The organism is Acidovorax sp. CF316, from assembly GCF_000276605.1.
Lineage (GTDB): Bacteria > Pseudomonadota > Gammaproteobacteria > Burkholderiales > Burkholderiaceae_C > Acidovorax.
Window position 1 is genome coordinate 1 of the sequence record NZ_AKJX01000112.1, and the last position, 16,817, is coordinate 16,817.

15 protein-coding genes are annotated in these 16,817 nt (G+C 67.3%); 12 read left to right on the forward strand and 3 right to left on the reverse strand.

The features are described from left to right. Positions 1 to 159: 159 nt before the first annotated feature. From PMI14_RS12300 to rsmA, 3 genes are all read left to right on the forward strand, one after another. On the forward strand, positions 160 to 2,574 hold the full coding sequence (locus tag PMI14_RS12300) for an LPS-assembly protein LptD (RefSeq protein WP_369751450.1): 2,415 nt from the start codon (positions 160 to 162) through the stop codon (positions 2,572 to 2,574). Positions 2,575 to 2,585: 11 nt separating this feature from the next. Beyond that, entirely contained in the window at positions 2,586 to 3,983 is a 1,398-nt protein-coding gene (locus PMI14_RS12305; protein WP_007854742.1) for a peptidylprolyl isomerase, read from the forward strand. A gap of 276 nt (positions 3,984 to 4,259) precedes the next feature. Then, entirely contained in the window at positions 4,260 to 5,048 is a 789-nt protein-coding gene (gene rsmA, locus PMI14_RS12310; RefSeq protein WP_007854743.1) for a 16S rRNA (adenine(1518)-N(6)/adenine(1519)-N(6))-dimethyltransferase RsmA, read from the forward strand. Positions 5,049 to 5,358: 310 nt separating this feature from the next. Here rsmA and PMI14_RS12315 read toward each other — a convergent pair whose 3' ends face one another. The 3 genes from PMI14_RS12315 to PMI14_RS12320 all read right to left on the reverse strand — a co-directional run bounded on the left by PMI14_RS12315 (position 5,359) and on the right by PMI14_RS12320 (position 8,809). Further along, the gene (locus PMI14_RS12315) at positions 5,359 to 5,784 is read right to left on the reverse strand and encodes a barstar family protein (protein ID WP_007854744.1); all 426 of its coding nucleotides are present in this window, start codon (positions 5,782 to 5,784) and stop codon (positions 5,359 to 5,361) included. Positions 5,785 to 5,921: 137 nt separating this feature from the next. After that, positions 5,922 to 6,332, reverse strand: coding sequence for a ribonuclease domain-containing protein (locus PMI14_RS34185; protein WP_007854746.1), 411 nt, complete (start codon positions 6,330 to 6,332; stop codon positions 5,922 to 5,924). Between the two features lie 155 nt (positions 6,333 to 6,487). After that, positions 6,488 to 8,809 carry an NADP-dependent malic enzyme gene (locus PMI14_RS12320; RefSeq protein ID WP_007854748.1) on the reverse strand — a complete coding sequence of 774 codons (2,322 nt, stop codon included), beginning with the start codon at positions 8,807 to 8,809 and terminating at the stop codon, positions 6,488 to 6,490. Between the two features lie 453 nt (positions 8,810 to 9,262). Here PMI14_RS12320 and PMI14_RS12325 point away from each other — a divergent pair, with 453 nt between their 5' ends. The 9 genes from PMI14_RS12325 to PMI14_RS34610 all read left to right on the forward strand — a co-directional run bounded on the left by PMI14_RS12325 (position 9,263) and on the right by PMI14_RS34610 (position 16,768). Continuing rightward, entirely contained in the window at positions 9,263 to 9,751 is a 489-nt protein-coding gene (locus PMI14_RS12325) for a GNAT family N-acetyltransferase (RefSeq protein ID WP_162137120.1), read from the forward strand. Continuing rightward, positions 9,748 to 10,485, forward strand: coding sequence for an aspartyl/asparaginyl beta-hydroxylase domain-containing protein (locus tag PMI14_RS12330; RefSeq protein ID WP_007854752.1), 738 nt, complete (start codon positions 9,748 to 9,750; stop codon positions 10,483 to 10,485). The genes PMI14_RS12325 and PMI14_RS12330 overlap by 4 nt, the downstream gene beginning before the upstream one ends. Continuing rightward, entirely contained in the window at positions 10,451 to 11,464 is a 1,014-nt protein-coding gene (locus PMI14_RS33515) for a sulfotransferase family protein (protein ID WP_007854753.1), read from the forward strand. The genes PMI14_RS12330 and PMI14_RS33515 overlap by 35 nt, the downstream gene beginning before the upstream one ends. 482 nt (positions 11,465 to 11,946) lie before the next feature. Next, entirely contained in the window at positions 11,947 to 12,372 is a 426-nt protein-coding gene (locus PMI14_RS12340; protein ID WP_007854758.1) for a hypothetical protein, read from the forward strand. 107 nt (positions 12,373 to 12,479) lie between these two features. Further along, the gene (locus PMI14_RS12345) at positions 12,480 to 12,776 is read left to right on the forward strand and encodes a hypothetical protein (RefSeq protein ID WP_007854759.1); all 297 of its coding nucleotides are present in this window, start codon (positions 12,480 to 12,482) and stop codon (positions 12,774 to 12,776) included. A 163-nt stretch (positions 12,777 to 12,939) separates the two neighbouring features. Next, the gene (locus PMI14_RS12350; RefSeq protein WP_007854760.1) at positions 12,940 to 13,296 is read left to right on the forward strand and encodes a hypothetical protein; all 357 of its coding nucleotides are present in this window, start codon (positions 12,940 to 12,942) and stop codon (positions 13,294 to 13,296) included. Positions 13,297 to 13,336: 40 nt separating this feature from the next. Next, the gene (locus PMI14_RS12355; protein WP_007854761.1) at positions 13,337 to 15,007 is read left to right on the forward strand and encodes a DUF4384 domain-containing protein; all 1,671 of its coding nucleotides are present in this window, start codon (positions 13,337 to 13,339) and stop codon (positions 15,005 to 15,007) included. Between the two features lie 2 nt (positions 15,008 to 15,009). Then, positions 15,010 to 16,185, forward strand: coding sequence for a tetratricopeptide repeat protein (locus tag PMI14_RS12360; RefSeq protein ID WP_158279152.1), 1,176 nt, complete (start codon positions 15,010 to 15,012; stop codon positions 16,183 to 16,185). Positions 16,186 to 16,201: 16 nt separating this feature from the next. Then, positions 16,202 to 16,768, forward strand: a complete 567-nt coding sequence (locus PMI14_RS34610) for a pentapeptide repeat-containing protein (protein ID WP_007854763.1) — start codon at positions 16,202 to 16,204, stop codon at positions 16,766 to 16,768. Positions 16,769 to 16,817 lie beyond the last annotated feature (49 nt).

A 16,817-nucleotide genomic window follows, 5' to 3' on the forward strand; every position in this document is an offset into this window, starting at 1 on the left:
GGGGTGTCCCCCCGCCGCACCGGCGGGTGGGGGGGAGGAAGGTGGGGGGAAAGGGTGGCTCATGGATAATCCGATTTTACAAACCCGTTCCCTGGAGCGGGTTCCCTTCTTCTGATACAGCCCCTACCGTCCCACGTGCCACGCCGCAAGCCCCCCACCGTGCAGACCCCTTCCTCCCGGACCCGGCCCGCCACGGCACCCGGAGCGCGGCTGCGCCCGCCGGTGCCGCGCGCACTGGCCTATGGCGTGGCCCTCGCCTGGTGCGGCCTGCCGTTGGCCGCCCTGGCGCAGGACGGCAACACGCCCAGCGCCTGGGATGCCCCCCCCGCGCTGCGCACCTCGCCCCAGCTGCAGGAGAACATTCCCGAGGCGGTGCGGCCCAAGCTGCCGATCTTCGTCACCGGTGACCACATCAGCGGGCAGACGGACCTGAACGCCACCATCGAAGGCAACGCCGAGCTGCGCCGGGGGGACACGGTGATCCGCGCCGACCGGCTGGACTACGACGTGCCCGAAGACCTGGCCAAGGCACGCGGCTCGGTGCGCATCAACCGCGCCGGCAATGTCTATGAAGGCACGGCGCTCGACCTGCGGGTGGAGGCCTTCGAGGGCTTCTTCAACGACGCGCGCTACCGCTTCCTGGCCACCCAGGCCCACGGAGATGCCTCGCGCGTGGATTTCATTGACCGCCAGCGCTCCATCGTCCACGACGCCACCTACACCACCTGCCAGAAGAACGACGAGGCCTCCTGGCAGCCCGACTGGGTGCTGCGCGCCAAGACCATCCGCATCGACCGCGAAGAGGAAGTGGGCACGGCCGAGGACGCGGTGCTGGAGTTCAAGGGCATCCCGCTGCTGCCGATCCCGCGCATCACCTTCCCGCTGTCGGACAAGCGCAAGTCGGGCCTGCTGCCCCCGTCCTTCGGGCTGGACAGCCGCGATGGCGTGGCCTATTCGCAGCCCTATTACTGGAACATCGCGCCCAACCGCGATGCCACGCTGCGCGCGGCGCTGCTCTCCAAGCGCGGCACCAACCTGGGTGGCGAGTTCCGCTACCTGGAGCCCACCTACAAGGGCGAGATCAGCGGCGACTACATGCCTTCGGACCGCCTGCGCGACCGCGACCGCTGGGGCTTCACGGGCAAGCACGACGCCCTGATCGCCTCGCCCGTGGGCGGCCTGAACCTGAGCCTGAACCTCAACCGGGTGAGCGACGACAACTACTGGCGCGACTTCGGCCGCGTCTCCGAACCGCTGCGCCAGCGCCTCCTGCCCGGCGATGCCACGCTGACCTGGGGCAGCGGCGACATGTCGGTGCGCGCGCGGGCCCTCAAGTGGCAGACGCTGCAGGACGTGTCGGCGCCCATCGTGCCGCCCTACGACCGCATGCCGCAACTGGTCTGGCGCTATGAGCCGACGATGCTGCCTGGCGGCTTCGACGCCAGCGTCGAGCTGGACACCACGCGCTTCCAGGCCGACCGCTTCCTGACCAAGCAGCCCGACGCCAACCGCTCCTTCGCTGTGGCGCAGATCAGCCGACCGTTCCTTGCGCCGGCCGGCTTCATCACGCCACGCCTGCAGCTGCACACCACGCAGTACCAGTTCGATGGCCCGCTCAGCGACGGCTCGCGCTCGGCCAGCCGCACGCTGCCGACCTTCAGCCTGGACAGCGGCCTGGTGTTCGAGCGCGATGCCAGCTTCTTCGGCCGCTCCTTCCTGCAGACCCTGGAGCCCCGGGCGTTCTACACCTACACGCCCTACCGCGACCAGAGCAAGCTGCCGCTGTACGACACGGCACTCAACGACTTCAACTTCGCCACGATCTACACCGAGAACTCGTTCGGCGGCAACGACCGGCTGGCGGACAACAACCTGCTTACCATGGGCGTGACCACGCGCCTGATCGACCCCGACTCGGGCGCCGAGGCGGCGCGCTTCGGCGTGGCGCAGCGCGTGCGCTTCTCGGACCAGCAGGTGACCCTGCCGGGTGCCGCCCCGGTGAGCGAGCGCCTGTCGGACATCCTGCTGGGCGCGGGCATCAACTGGACGAAGAACTGGGCCTACGACTCCACGGTGCAGTACAACCCCAAGACCCGGCGCTCCATCCGCTCGACCATCGGCGCGCGCTACAGCCCGGGCAACTACCGCACCGTGAGCGCCGCCTACCGCTTCCAGCGCGGCACCAGCGAGCAGATCGACATCGGCTGGCAGTGGCCGCTCAACGACCTGTGGGGCGACAAGGGCCAGGACCTGGGCCCGGGCCGCGGCCAGGGCCCCGGCCGCTGGTACACCATCGGTCGCCTGAACTTCAGCATGCAGGACCGCAAGCTGGTGGACAGCGTGGTCGGCCTCGAATACGACGGCTGCTGCTGGATCGGCCGCGTGGTGCTGGAGCGCCTGCAGAACAGCGTCTCCACCTCCAACACCCGCCTGTTGTTCCAGATCGAGTTCGTCGGGTTCTCCCGCCTCAGCCTGGGCTCCAGCCCCCTCGACACCTTCAAGCAGAATGTGCCGCGCTACCAGAACCTGCGCGACCAGGTTGGCTCGCCCAGCCGCTTCAGCAACTACGACTGACTGACACCGCCATGAACCACCGTGTTTCCGCACTGGCACTTGCCTGCCTGGCCGCCCTCGCCTCCGGGGGCGCATTCGCGCAGGGCCTGCGCATCCAGGGCAACACCGGCCGGCCGGCCGCCGCTGCCGCCCCGGCCCTGGGCCTGCCCGTGCCCGCTGCGAGCCAGGGCCCGCAATCGGCCGACTTCATCGTGGCGGTGGTCAACTCCGAGCCCGTCACCAACAACGAGGTGCGTGCCCGCCTGGCCCGGGCCGAACAGCAGCTGGCACAGCAGCAGGGTGGCAACCGGCCCCCGCGCGACCTGCTGGCGCGCGAGGTGCTCGAACGCTTGATCCTGGAGAAGGCCCAGATGCAGCTGGCCAAGGAAAGCGGCGTCAAGGTCGAGGAATTCGCCCTCAACCAGGCCGAGCAGGGCATTGCCCAGCAGAACGGCATGACGCTCGAGGACATGCACCGGCGCCTGGCCCGCGACGGCACGAGTAAGGAGCGCTTTCGCGAGGAACTGCGCAGCCAGTTGCTGCTGCAGCGTTTGCGCGAGCGCGATGTGGACGCCAAGGTCCGGGTCAACGACCAGGACATCGACCAGTTCCTGCGCGAGCAGCAGTCGGGCGCCGATGCCTCGGCCATGGAGATCAACCTCGGCCACGTGCTGGTGCTGGTGCCCGAGAACGCCACGCCCACCCAGGTGGCGCAGCTGCAGGCCCGCGCGCAGAGCGCCGCCGACAAGGCACGCGCCGCCGGCAGCGACTTTGCCGCCGTGGCGGCCGAGTTCTCGGATGCGCCCGAAGGCAAGCGCGCCGGCGGCCTGCTGGGCCTGCGCCCGGCCGACCGCTACCCCGACCTGTTCGTCAACTCCGTGCAGGGCCAACCCGTGGGCGGCATCGTAGGCCCCGTGCGCTCGCCCGCAGGCTTTCACATCCTGAAGGTGGTGGAGCGCAATGTGGCCGGCCTGCCGTCGACCGTGGTGCAGAACCACGCGCGGCACATCCTGCTGCGCCCCAGCGCGCAGCTGACCGAGGCCGCGGCCGCGGCACGGCTGGCCGACTACCGGCGCCGCATCCTGGCCGGACAGGCCGACTTTGCCACCCTGGCGCGCGAGAACTCGGTGGATGGCAGCGCCAAGCAGGGCGGCGACCTGGGTTGGGCCAGCCCCGGCCGCTATGTGCCCGAATTCGAGCAGGCGCTCAGCACGCTCAAGCCCGGCGACATCAGCGAGCCCCTGGTTTCGCGCTTTGGCGTGCACCTGATCCAGCTCATGGAACGCCGCGAGGCCAAGCTCACGCAGCGCGAGCAGCGCGACATGGTGCGCGACGCCGTGCGCGAGAAGAAGATCGAGGACGCCTACGCCACCTGGGCACAGGAACTGCGCGGCCGCGCCTATGTCGAGTACCGGGAACCACCGCAGTAAATAGAGCCCCCACGGTCGCGCACTGCGTGTCGCTCCCTGCCCCCCGAGGGGGCTGGCCTTGCTTGGGGCGGCCCGGCGCTGCGGCCGGTCCGCCCCCAGGTCTCGTGCCGTGGATGATCAATCAGGCGAACTCCGCGAGGTGCGGGGGTTGGGGCCACCAGCCCGGTAGCCTCGTGTCTGCCGATGGGGCATCATTCGCTGAAAGCGCGCTCGACCTCGGGCGCTCTTGCTTCTTTCCCCACGCGGGCCGATAGGCCACGCGCACATGCAATTGACATGAAACACATTCCCCGCAAGCGCTTCGGCCAGCATTTCCTGTCCGACAAGGGCATCATCGATGGCATCGTGGACGCCATTGCGCCGCAGGCGGGCCAGCCCATGGTGGAGATCGGGCCGGGGCTGGCGGCGCTGACGCAGCCGCTGGTGGAGCGGCTGGGGCGCCTCACGGTGATCGAGCTGGACCGCGACCTGGCGCTGCGGCTGCGCCTGCATGGGCAGCTCGAGGTGATTGAGTCGGATGTGCTCAAGGTCGATTTCACGCAGCTGGCGCAGGACTGGCGCACGCGCGTGGAGCAGCCGGCATTGAAGCTGCGGGTGGTGGGCAACCTGCCCTACAACATCTCCACGCCCATCCTGTTCCACCTGCTGGCACACGTGGCGGTGATCGAGGACCAGCATTTCATGCTGCAAAAGGAAGTGATCGACCGCATGGTGGCCAGCCCGTCCACCTCGGACTATGGCCGCCTGTCGGTGATGCTGCAGTGGCGCTACGCGATGGAGAACGTGCTCTTCGTGCCGCCCGAGAGCTTCGACCCGCCCCCGCGCGTGGACAGCGCCGTGGTGCGCATGGTGCCCCGCGAGGCACCGGTCGCCCTGAACGAACGCCTGCTCGAAGAGCTGGTGCAGGTCGCCTTCAGCCAGCGCCGCAAGCTGCTGCGCCACACCCTGGGCCGCTGGCTCGAAGCCAAGGCCTACCCCGGCACTTTCGACACCCAGCGCCGCGCCGAGGAAGTGCCCGTGGACGAATACGTGGCCCTGGCTGCGGCGATGGGCCAGGGCGCCTGACGGACGGCGATGCCGCGCCCGCAGCTGCGCGCTGGCGCATGCAGGCGTGCCGTGGTGGGCTTGGAAGGCTGCCGCGCAAGGCGGCAGGGTTCAATGCTGCCGCCCCGGGCGGCAGGGGGTCATGCAGCGCTGAGCCAGTAGCCCGCGTTGAAAGGGCTGCTCATGCGCAGCGCCAGGGGGGACACGTCCACCAACTTGTCAGTGGGCATCTTCTCGGCAGGGTCGGCGGGGATCTCGATGCCTTGGACCTTGGTCTGTGCTCCGGTAGCCTCGTTCGCCCGTTCTGCTTGGCTGGTGGATGCAGAACGGGCTACAGAAAAGAATAGAAACAGCGGAACGGGATCTTGCGGTCGCTCCAGTAGTCGGCCGCGTCGCGGAAGATGTCGAGCAGCTGCTCACGCGCTTCCTTGTCGAACTTGCCCGTGGCCGGGATCTGTTCCAGCACCACGATGAAGCCGGGCTGCGGGCCCGATTTGTGCAAGGGATCCGTCATGCAGTCGTACAGCGCATCGAAGTTCTTGCCGAAGTGCGACGGGAAGGTGAACTGCCCGGCGATCAGGTCCAGCACGTCCTGCTTGGACTGGGCGTGGGCCAGATTGGCGTACAGGAAATGTTGGCCCAGGGAAGTGGCTGCATCCTGCAGGTCCTGCACGCGAAACGCGCGGATGGACTGCACGATGTTGGTGCGCACGCCACGCAGTGGCGTTTCCAGGTCTTTACGAAGTGGCGTCTGCATCTCCGCTACTCTTTCTTTATAAAGTCCAAAAACTTCGGGTATCCGCCAGTCCACGGGGGCCGACTGCCGGTTGGGGGATTCAAGAGCGCGCACCGCCCACCGCCGGACAAACCGGGCGGTGCTTGGTGCATCGGGCGTCATTTTTCGATGATTTCGCGAAAACTGGCGTAGTGGTCGCTGGTGTAGTAGCAGGCGTCCGGTACCCGGGGCTTGCCGCCACACACGATACGCCGGGCTCCCCGGTCGCGCGAACCTGGTGTTCTGACGGTGTATTCACGGTAGTAGCCGCGCTTGTAGGCGGGCAACAGCCGCTCTCGATTGCCGAAAACCGATCCGTCCTTGTCGTACGGAAACGGGCCTCCTTCACGGATCAGCGCATACGTCGCACGTCCCTGGGGCGGCAACTCGGCCAGTGCGATAGGGGTGGTGGAACCGTGGGTGGAGGGGGATTGGCGGGCCTGCCCCACCATCGGGGAAAGAGCAAACGCAACACCCACCACACACAAAAACCCTGCTTTGCGCGCCCGGGTGGCTACAGCCTTCAGCATCAACAACACCTTTCAGAAACTACGGGTTAACCCGAAATTTCGAGCCCGTAGTGTGACTCAACGGTCCCCAAAAAGCAAGCGCCTGCACAAAGATTGGGCAGGCGCTCAAGGGAGTTGCAAGCAATATAAGTTAGTGCTCGCTATCAATAAATCACTTATCGAGAAGCGTTGGCATCGGCCACGGTGAGAGCGGTCATGTTGACGATGCGGCGCACCGTGGCGCTCGCCGTCAGGATGTGCACCGGCTGCGCAGCACCCAGCAGCACGGGGCCGATCGCGATGTTTCCGCCGGCCGCCGTCTTGAGCAGGTTGTAGGAGATATTGGCGGCGTCGATATTGGGCAGCACCAGCAGATTGGCATCGCCGATGAGATCGCTGTGCGGCATGATGGCCGCACGGGCCTTGCCGTCCAGCGCCACGTCGCCGTGCATCTCGCCGTCCACTTCCAGCCAGGGGGCCTGCACGCGCAGCAGTTCCAGGGTCTGGCGCATCTTCACCGCGCTGGGCTGGTTGCTGCTGCCGAAGTTGGAGTGCGAGAGCAGGGCGGCGCGCGGCTTGATGCCAAAACGCATCATCTCCTCGGCCGCCATCACGGTGATCTCGGCCAGCTGCTCGGCCGTGGGGTCGTAGTTGACGTGCGTATCGACCAGGAACACCTGGCGGTCGGGCAGCAGCAGGCCGTTCATGCAGGCGTAGGTGCACACACCCGCGCGCTTGCCAATCACCTGGTCGATGTAGTTCAGGTGCAGGGCGGTGTGGCCCCAGGTGCCCACGATAAGACCGTCGACCTCGCCCTTGTGCAGCAGCATGGAGCCGATCAATGCCAGGCGGCGGCGCATCTCGATCTTGGCGATCTGCACCGTCACGCCCTTGCGCTCGGTCATGCGGTGGTAGGTCTGCCAGAAGTCGCGGTAGCGGTGGTCCTGCTCGACGTTGACGATGTCGTAGTCCACACCCTCGCGCAGGCGCAGGCCGAACTTCTGGATGCGCTCGGCGATCACGGCGGGGCGGCCGATCAGCGTGGGGCGCGCGATGCGCTCATCGACCACGATCTGGGCGGCGCGCAGCACGCGCTCTTCCTCGCCTTCGGCATAGGCCACGCGCTTCTTGCTGGCGGCCTTTGCGGCGGCGAAGATGGGTTTCATCATGGTGCCCGAGGCGTAGACGAAGCTTTGCAGCTGGTCACGGTAGGCATCCATGTCGGTGATGGGGCGCAGGGCCACGCCGCTGTCGGCGGCGGCCTGGGCCACGGCCGGGGCGATCATCATCATCAGCCGCGGATCGAAGGGCTTGGGGATCAGGTACTCGGGGCCGAAGGCCAGTTGCTCACCCACGTAGGCAGCGGCCACCACCTCGCTCTGCTCGGCCTGGGCCAGCTGGGCGATGGCGTGCACCGCGGCGATCTCCATCTCCAGCGTGATGGTGGTCGCGCCGCTGTCCAGCGCCCCGCGGAAGATGTAGGGGAAGCACAGGACGTTGTTGACCTGGTTGGGGTAGTCCGTGCGGCCGGTGGCCATGATGGCGTCGTCGCGCACGGCCTTCACGTCTTCGGGCTGGATCTCGGGGTTGGGGTTGGCCAGCGCGAAGATCAGCGGACGTGGCGCCATCTTGCGCACCATGTCCTGCTTGAGCACGCCACCGGCGGACAGGCCCAGGAACACGTCGGCACCTTCGATCACTTCGCTGAGCGTGCGCGCCGAGGTCTTCTGCACGAACTGGATCTTGTCCTCGTCCATGAGTTCGGTGCGGCCTTCGTAGACCACGCCGGCCAGGTCGGTCACCCAGATGTTCTCGCGCCGGATGCCCAGCTTGACCAGCAGGCCCAGGCAGGCCAGGGCGGCCGCGCCGGCGCCCGAGGTCACGAGCTTGACGTCCTCTGGATTCTTGCCCGCCACCTTCAGGCCGTTGAGGATGGCGGCGCCAACCACGATCGCCGTGCCATGCTGGTCGTCGTGGAAGACCGGGATCTTCATGCGCTCGCGCAGCTTGCGCTCGATGTAGAAGCAGTCGGGCGCCTTGATGTCCTCGAGGTTGATGCCGCCGAAGGTCGGCTCCAGGCTGGCGATGATCTCGACCAGCTTCTCGGGGTCCTTCTCGTTGATCTCGATGTCGAACACGTCGATGCCCGAGAACTTCTTGAACAACACGCCCTTGCCCTCCATGACCGGCTTGCCCGCCAGCGGGCCGATGTCACCCAGGCCGAGCACGGCCGTGCCGTTGGTCACCACACCGACCAGGTTGCCGCGCGCGGTGTACTTGAAGGCGGCATTGGGGTCCTTGACGATCTCCTCGCAGGGCGCGGCCACGCCGGGCGAGTAGGCCAGCGCGAGGTCGTGCTGGTTGATCATCTGCTTGGTCGCCGCGATGGCGATCTTGCCGGGCTTGGGAAACTCGTGGTACTCGAGAGCCGCGCGGCGCAGCTGGGCGCGCTTGTCGGGATGGTTGTTGTTGTTCTCGGCCGTGGTGTTCTCGGGCATTCAATTGTCTCCAGCTTGGGGGGTGCGCAAGGCGTCGGTCAGCTCTTGTAGGAACATGCTTACACGTTCCGGGGGAAGGGATTGTAGGCCGCGTTCGGTAAAAACCCTAGTAAGCGAATCTGCTTATATGGGTGGGACAGTTTTGCTGTCCGGGTTGGAAAGCAGCAGGCTACCGGCGGCGCCAAATCCCTGCGCACCGTTGGGACAAGGCAGGACGCCCCTCGCCCGGAGGGCGGCATTGCCTTGCCAAACAGCGCCCCATGGCGCGGAACCGGGCCATGCCGGGAGCACGCGGCGGAGCGACTGCCGAGTACGGCCTTGAGCGTTTCGAACCGGATACCACCGGTTGCATGCGCTGAAGAGTGATCCAATCGTTGGAGGATGGCCGTTCCCTTTGCCAGAATAGGCAGGTTTCCACGACCCGACCACACACCGTACCGCCGGTTATCCACTGTGTACCCATTGCCAGAACCCTTTGCCCTGCGGGACAGGACCGATACCGACCAGGCCTTTGTGCAGGCGCTGTATGCCTCCACCCGTGAGGACCTGCGGCAGGCCCTGCCGGATCCCGCGCAGTTGCTGCCCCTGCTGGCCATGCAGCAGAACGCGCAGGAAGCCGGGTTCCGCCGCCAGTTCCCCGAAGCCCGCCAGTGGCTCCTGCTGCGCTCAGGCCTGCCCATTGGCCGTGTGGTGGTGGACGCCGCAGCGCAAGACCTGCGCGTGGTGGACATCGCCATCGTCCCCGAGGCCCGCCGCAGCGGCGCCGCCACCGCCGTGCTGCAGGCGCTGCAGGCCCATGCCCTGGCGCAAGGGCTGCCGCTGTGCCTGGCCGTGGCCCATGGCAACCACGCAGCGCAGAGCCTGTACCGCAGGCTGGGATTCGCCACCACGTCCGAAGACGGTACCCACGCGCAGATGGTCTGGCGGGGGGAGCACGCATGAACCGCACCATCGCACCCACCCCTTACCTGAAGCTGCCCATGGCCTTCGACCTGGCCCGCCTGCAGGAAGACCTGCAGCGCGTGGCCCCTTCGGAATGGATCGGCCACTTCAACACCGCCGCCTACGAAAAAGGCTGGGGATGCGTGCCCTTGCGCTCGGTCGATGGCCGTGCGGACCACATCGTGCCGGTGAATGGCGGCCGCTTCGAGGACACCCCCATCCTCGCGCGCTGCCCCTACTTCCGGCATGCCATCGACCAGTTCCAATGCGAGAAGACCTCCATCCGCCTGATGGGGCTGGAAGCCGCAGGGGTGATCCACGAGCATCGGGACCAGGGCAGCGCACTGGAAGACGGCCTGACCCGCCTGCACATTCCCGTGCAGACCTCGCCGCTGGCCACCTACCGCATCGAAGGCGAAGAGGTCCATTTCTCGGCCGGCGATGCCTGGTACCTCAATGCCAGCTGCCTGCACGGCGCCCACAACCGCAGCCCGCAGGCCCGCATCCACCTGATGATCGACTGCATCACCAACCCGTGGCTGGAACAGCTGTTCCTGTCCGCCGGCGGGGTGCTGCGCGAAAGCCCGCCCTATGGCGATGCCTCCATCCACGACGGCAACGTGCTGCAGGTCATTGCCGCGCTGCGCGCCGGCGGCCATGCCAGCGCAGCGCAGCTGGCCACCCAATTGGAGGAAACCCATGCTCGAAGAACAGGCACTGCTGCGCGGCCGTGAGGTGGGCCCGGCCGAGCGGCAATCGCTGCACGGCTGGTTCCCGGTGAGCCTGCAGCACGACCCGGCCACGGTCTGGTGGCGCTTCATGGGCGAGCAGCGCTTCACCGCCCCCTTCTTCGATGACACCCTGGCCTGGCAGGCAGCGCCGGACCGCCGGGTCTGCAGCACGCCCCTGTCCGCACTGGAGGATCTGCCCGACAGCGTGCCCCCCGCGGCCTTCATCTTCCACGTCTCGCGCTGCGGCTCCACGCTGCTCACGCAGGCGCTGGCCACCTCGCCGCAGTGCATCGTGATGTCGGAGCCCCCGGCCCTCAACGCCTTCTTCCGGCTGCACCATCGGCACCCGGAGCACAGCGGCGGCGCCCGGACCTTGCAGCGGCTGGTGGCCGCCCTGGGGCAGCGGCGCAGCCCTGCGGAGCGGCACCTGGTGATCAAGTTCGACTGCTGGCACCTGCCCTGGATTCCGTTCGTGCAGGCCGCGTTTCCGGGCACCCCCGTCGTGTTCCTGTACCGCGAGCCCAGCGAAGTGCTGGCCTCCCACCGCCGCCAGCGCGGCCGGCAGATGGTGCCAGGCTTGATCGACCTGTCGCGGCTGGCGGACATGCTGCACCGCCCCGGGGCCCCGGAACTGGCCCCCGGAGACCTGGACGGCCATGCCATCCGGGTGCTTGAAAGCCTGTACCGCTGCGGACTCGAGGCGGCGACCACATCGGACCTGGTGCTGATGGACTATGGGCAGCTTCCCGCGGTGATCTGGCACGGGCTGCTGGACACCCTGGGCATGGAGTGCAGCCCCACCGAACTGGCCGCGCTGCAGGCACGCTCGGGTTTCCACTCCAAGCACTCGCACGACCGATTCGAAGGCGATCCGTTGCCAACGCACGCCCAACCCCTGCCCCCCACGCCCGAACACCTGGGCGAGACCCATCGGCTCTACCAGCGGCTGGAGCAGTTGCGGCGCGCGCGAAGCCCCGACTGAACCCATGCCGGCCCGGTCCGGCAACCCCTTGCGCCGGTGGACTGCGGCAGGCAGGCGACGAAGGCCCTCGGGCCCTTGCGAGGGGCAGCAGGGCCACCGCCAGCACCGACGCCACCCCGGCCCAGCTCCCGCATCTGCATACAACATCCAAGCACAACGCGCTACCGCGGGTCGTCAGCGCCGCTGTCACATGTGTATTCATTTGGCATCCGTGTTTCCATAAGTACATGGGCTATTAACTTCTCCGCTGGTTTGTTGCTTCCGGTTGCGCTTATTTCAAATTGAATGTCCGGAATTCTGCATTTTGAGAAGTTTTACGCAATTGGGGCGACTTACGTTCCAGCCGCTTCAATTTAATGAATTTGTCATGAAGCGGATTGAAACTGCCGTTGGGTCCAAAAGATTTCGAAGGATCCTTGGCAGAATTGGTTCAAGGGGTTCAAAGACACGGCAGTAATGGGTCATGAATATCCATTGCATGGATGCAGCAGGACAAGCCACGCATTGGGCACGACGAACATGGACTGGAATTTGAAATGAAGAAATCCCCATTTCCCTGGGTGGCCCTGGTGGCGTTGGCGCCCGCATGGGCCCACGGCGCAGGCAATCAGCAGACGGTCGAGCTGTCGGGCGGTGCTGCAAACCTGGCCGCCACGGGCGGCACTGCAGTGATGAATATCTCGTCGACCCAGGGTGCGCAGGTCATCAGCGGCAATTCACAGCAGGTGGTGGTGCGCGGCGCCGTGCTCAATGCGGCGACCTTTGGTGCCCATAGTGAATTGAATATTGCTTCCCGCACGGGGCCCGGCTCAGGCTCCGGCAGCCAGGTGATTTCGGTCCAGGGCCCCGTCGTCAACCAGGCCGCCGGCAAGGGCGTGAGAAGTGTCGTGAATATTGGCGGGAGGTAATTTCCGCCAAAACCTCCGATGGATTATTTCAAATCCACCGGATTTCCCTATGGCAGCCATTATCTATCTGGCGCCTTTCCTTTTTATATTTATCAATGGAGTTCATTATGCAAAAGACTTTCGCACTGGCTATCTCTGCACTCGTGTTCGTTGCTGGCGCTGCGCATGCAGAAGTGAAGATCGGCGGCAATAACAGCCAGAAGGTGACCGTGCAGAACGGCGCCGTGGCCAACATGGCCTTCGGTGCTTCCACCGCCAAGCAGAACCTGGCTTCCAACAAGGGCAACGTCAAGATCGGTGGCAACAACACCCAGGAAGTCTCCGTGAAGAACGGTGCCGTCGCCAACATGGCCTTCGGTGCTTCCAAGGCCGAGCAGAACCTGGCCTCCAACGACGGCAAGTAATTCAGGGGCGCGCCCTGCGCCCTGACCCTTCACGACAGAAGAACAAGGCGTGCAGTAGCGCTGCTGCCCGCCCTGAATTACCTGTCCAAAACCCTCTGGCAACAACACTGCCGCAGGCACAGAGGATTTTGTACAGGTTCCAAAGAGAAGAGGAGAAGCACCCATGAAACCCCATCGCCTCGCCGCGCTGTACCTGGTCGGCGCATGCGCCGCCGCATCGTCTTCGGCCGCCTTTGCACAGACGCCCGTCCAGAAGCCCCCGGCCGGGCGCAGCGGCCTGGACCCCGCCTCGCGCACCAAGGTCACCAATGTGCTCTCGCGCACGCGCATCGATGCCGAGGACACGCTGGCCACGGTGGACCGCAAGCTCGTCACCGGTCCCAGCGGCAGCAGCTGCGCCACCAACATCGGCGCGCCCAAAGTGCCCGAGGGCGACAGCGGCATCGGCAACCGCTTCGGCACCGCCAACAACGACCAGGTCATCGTGGTGCAAGGCCCGGTGATCAACCTCTGCAAGTAAGCCTCCCGCCACCCCCCATTCCCACCCAACGGTTTCCCGCATGAAGAACAAGAACAGCCTCCCTGCACGCAGCTTGCTGGCCCTCTCGGCCCTGGCGCTTCTGGTGTCCGGGTGCGCCATCCAGCCCAACGTGAGCGACCGCGTGAACATCATCGAGCAGGGCACCGTGGAGCAGGCCCCCCTGGTCACGCCGAGCAAGTCCGGCTCCGTGCTGCGCGAGGGCCTGGCCTGCATGGACCGCATGCTGGCCGCCGAGAACACGCCCACCACGCTGATCGCCGTGAAGTCCATCCCCGACCCCTCGGGCCTGTTCAGCACCGGCACCAAGGAGATGCTGATCACCGCCCTGTCGCGCATGTCGCGCACCAGCCAGGCCTTCCGCGTGGTGGACTACGAGGTCGACGCGCTGCGCCAGGACACGGTGCAGACCCTCACCAGCCTGCTGCTCAACAACAACCAGATGGAACTGCGCAAGCCGCAGATCTACATCTCGGGCGCCATCAGCTTCGGCGACAAGACGGTGGTCTCCAAGCGCCAGAGCCTGGGCGTCTCCACCGCCGCCACCGACACCGGCTACAGCTGGGACGTGCTGGGCAGCGCCGTGGGCCTGGACCTGCACCTGGGGGACATGAACACGCGCACGCTGTACTCGGGCATCGAATCGGCCAACGAGCTCATTGTGGCCACCGGCGGCAAGGCCGTGGAGATCGGCGCCAAGGCCACCGGCCTGCCCCGGCACATCTACCGCGTGGGCGTGCAGTACGAGGTGGCGGCCGACAACAACCAGGGCGCCGGTGCCGCCATCCGCCTGCTGGTGGACCTGGCGGCCATCGAACTGGTGGGCAAGTGGGCCAAGGTGCCGTACTGGGACTGCATCGACTACGAGCAGAACCACCCCGAGTTCCTGCGCCAGATGCGTGCCTGGTTCGACGAGGCCAGCGTGGCCGAGCGCTGGACCCTGGCGCAGCGGGTGCTGCAGACGCATGGCATGTGGAATGGTGCGACGGACGGCACGGATTCGCCCGCCTTCCGCAAGGCCGTGGCCCTGTACCAGGCCTCGCAGGACCTGACCCCCGTGGGCGTGGTCAACTTCGAGACCTACACCCGGCTGATGCGCAGCTTCGTGGGCATGTCAGCCGAAGGCAAGCTGCGCAAGCCCGAATACGCCGGCGACCAGCTGGTGGCGCGCCCCAGCGGCCTGCCGGCCAACGAGCCCGACCCGCGCAGCATCGCGCTGAGCATGGTCGGCCGCAAGGACCGCGACCTCAAGGTGGGCGAATCCATCGTGGTGCGCGTGGTGCCGCCGCGCACGGGCTACCTGTACTGCTACTACCAGGACGCGGGCGGCTCCATCAGCCAGGTCTACCCCAACCCGATGCAGCCCTCGGCCACGGTGCAGGGCCGCACCAGCGTGCTGATCCCCGACATCAGCAAGCCCAACTCCTTCCTGATCGAGACGGCGCGCGGCGGCACCGAGAACATGTTCTGCGCGATGACGGCCCAGCCGCTCAAGGGCCAGGTGCCGGTGGCCCTGACCCGTGCCAACCTGGAGCCGATCAAGAGCTACTCCAGCCTGGCCCAGGTGCAGGGCGCCTTCGAGCAGGCCGGCGTCGGCGTGATGAGCACCTCGCTTGACTGGAACGTGCAGGCCCCCGAGCCCGCACCGGCCGCCGGCCGCGTCCGCAGCAACCCCAACCGGCCTGCCAAATGAGCATGGCCAGCCTGTCCCCCCCGGGCGCCCCCGCCGACCGGGCACGCAGGGCGGCCCTGCGCTGGTCCCTGGCCGCCTGCTGCGTGGCCGCCGCGGGCGCCGCCCAGGCGGTGATCCAGCTGCCCTCGGCGCAACCGGCGTCGGCCCCGCAAGGCGGTGCGGCCCGCGCCCCCCAGGCACCGGGCAGTTCGCTGCGCCTGCCCTCGGCCAATACCGGGCAGGTGCTCGACGGCCTGATCGAGGCGGCCAACGCCGGCGATGCCGATGCCATGGTGCAGGTGGGCATGTACTACCACGCCAACCCGGGCCTACCCCAGGCCGCGGCCACGGCACGGCGCTGGTGGGGCCGCGCCGCCGAAGCCGGCGACGTGCGCGGCATGGCCGGCTACGGCTACCTGCTGGGCGTGGACAACGCCGGCGGCCAGCGCGACCTATCGGCCGCGCGCGAATGGCTGCACAAGGCGCGCGCGGCCGGCCTGGTGCGCGCCACCTACCTCGAGTCGCTGCTCGAAGGCCAGATCACCGGCCCGCGCAAGCTGCGCGATGCGCGGCGCCTGCTGGAGCAGGCCGCCCAGGACGGCGACCCCCTGGCCCTGAACGACCTGGCCGTGGCCTGGGAGCTCGACGGCAGTCTGGAGCGGGCGCGCGAGATGTACGTACTCGCCGCGGCCCAGGGCTATGGCGCGGCGCGCGCCAACTACCTGCGCCTGGAGCGCCAGAACCGTTCCAGCGAATCGGCCACGCTGGCACGCCTGCGCACCCTGTCGGACGACGGCAACGCCGATGCCACCTTGCAGCTGGCCCAGCTGTACCACCAGGGCCGGGGCGGCGTGCAGCGCGACTTCGCCCAGGCCATCCAACTCTACCGGCGCGCGGCCGACAGCGGCTCGCGCAGCGCGCGCGAATTCCTGGCGCTGGTCTTCAGCCGCTCCGCGCGCGACAACCCGGCGCGCGGCGTGGATGCCGCCTGGATGGAGGAACTGGCCACGCGCATCAATGCCCGCACCGATGCCGGCAAGGAGGGCCGGGACATGCTCTCCGACCGCCCGCGGCGCAGCGAGGACGCGCTGTGGAATCTCACCAGCTTACGTTGGACACCGCCTGTTACCGCCGAACCCGCCGTCCCCCCTTACAGTCCAGCCCGCGCTCCGGCCGAGGGCCTACCGATTGACGAATGACCAAGGAAATCCAGAGATGAAGAAGCACCCCCTTGCCAGCACCCTGATCGCCCTCACGGCCGTCGCTGCCTGCATGCCCCTGGCCCATGCCCAGCGCAACCTCGCCTCCAACGGCTCCGGCACGGTGATCGCCGGGGACAACAACGCCGCGGTGGTCGTCAACGGCCAGCAGGTGATCACCGCTACCGACGGCAATGCCCGCGTGGAGACCACGGTGGGCGGCGGTGCCAACCGCGTGGTGGTGCAGGGCTCGTCGGTCACGGTGACCAACTCCGGCAACGCCAGGCCCGCCCCGGCTGGCAAGGCCGGCAAAAGCGGTGACTATGTGAACAGCGACCTCTCGGGCCGCAATTTCGCGGGGGCCCAGCTGGCCGGCCGCAAGTTCACCAACGTGGACCTGTCGCGCGCCAACCTCTCGGGCGCCGACCTGCGCGGCGCCGAGTTCGTCAACGTGAGCCTGGAGCAGGCCGACCTGCGCGGCGCCAACCTCTCGGGCGCGAAGATGGTCAATGTGGACCTGGACGCCGCCTTGCTCGAAGGCGCGACCTGGACCGACGGAAAGCGCTGCCGCGCCGCCTGCTGAGCCCCGAACCCGCCAAGAAAAAACGGCCCCGCGGGGCCGTTTGTCTTGT